Below are 905 nucleotides of genomic sequence, written 5' to 3' on the forward strand. Positions count from 1 at the left end.
AAGCCGCTGCATTTGCATGCAACGGCTTGTCGTGTTTGGTGCCCAGGAGAGGACTCGAACCTCCACGGAGTTACCCGCTAGTACCTGAAACTAGTGCGTCTACCAATTCCGCCACCTGGGCTTTCAGAGTGGATCGAATTATATAGCGTTCAAAGTAGCCGCTAGGCGAGTTGAGGCACTTTTTTGTGCAAGTTGCCGGCAGAGTGTTCTAGGGCTTGAGCTATTTTCCTCGACCCGCAGGATTGGGGGGCAGACGAGGGGCCAGCTTGCGCCAGTGTCTCGCTCCTGGTGTACGTGGTTCAAAGGCGCGGTGCAAAAACGAAAAAGCCGCTGCATTTGCATGCAACGGCTTGTCGTATTTGGTGCCCAGGAGAGGACTCGAACCTCCACGGAGTTACCCGCTAGTACCTGAAACTAGTGCGTCTACCAATTCCGCCACCTGGGCATTTCAGAGTGAGTGAATTATATAGCGGCTTGAGTACTGCTCATGCCGGTTTGCGCGGATTTTTCAGAAAACTTTGTGTGGCAGCCGAGATGGCTGCCAAAACGAAAAAGCCGCTGCATTTGCATGCAACGGCTTGTCGTATTTGGTGCCCAGGAGAGGACTCGAACCTCCACGGAGTTACCCGCTAGTACCTGAAACTAGTGCGTCTACCAATTCCGCCACCTGGGCATTTCAGAGTGAGTGAATTATATAGCGGCTTGGGTACTGCTCATGCCGGTTTGCGCGGTTTTTTCAGAAAACTTTGCGTGGCAGCTGAGATGGCTGCCAAAACGAAAAAAGCCGCTGCATTTGCATGCAACGGCTTGTCGTGTTTGGTGCCCAGGAGAGGACTCGAACCTCCACGGAGTTACCCGCTAGTACCTGAAACTAGTGCGTCTACCAATTCCGCCACCTGGGCTTT

General features: G+C 53.3%; 4 tRNA genes. All 4 read right to left on the reverse strand.

From position 1 onward, the window contains the following. Positions 1 to 36: 36 nt before the first annotated feature. Positions 37 to 121 (reverse strand) — tRNA-Leu (locus tag EIC84_RS25840). A gap of 239 nt (positions 122 to 360) precedes the next feature. Beyond that, positions 361 to 445 (reverse strand) — tRNA-Leu (locus tag EIC84_RS25845). Between the two features lie 143 nt (positions 446 to 588). Then, a tRNA-Leu gene (locus tag EIC84_RS25850) sits at positions 589 to 673 on the reverse strand. A 144-nt stretch (positions 674 to 817) separates the two neighbouring features. Then, positions 818 to 902, reverse strand: a tRNA-Leu gene (locus EIC84_RS25855). Between the last annotated feature and the right edge of the window lie 3 nt (positions 903 to 905).

Source organism: Comamonas sp. A23 (assembly GCF_004522605.1).
Classification (GTDB): Bacteria; Pseudomonadota; Gammaproteobacteria; order Burkholderiales; family Burkholderiaceae_C; genus Comamonas; species Comamonas thiooxydans.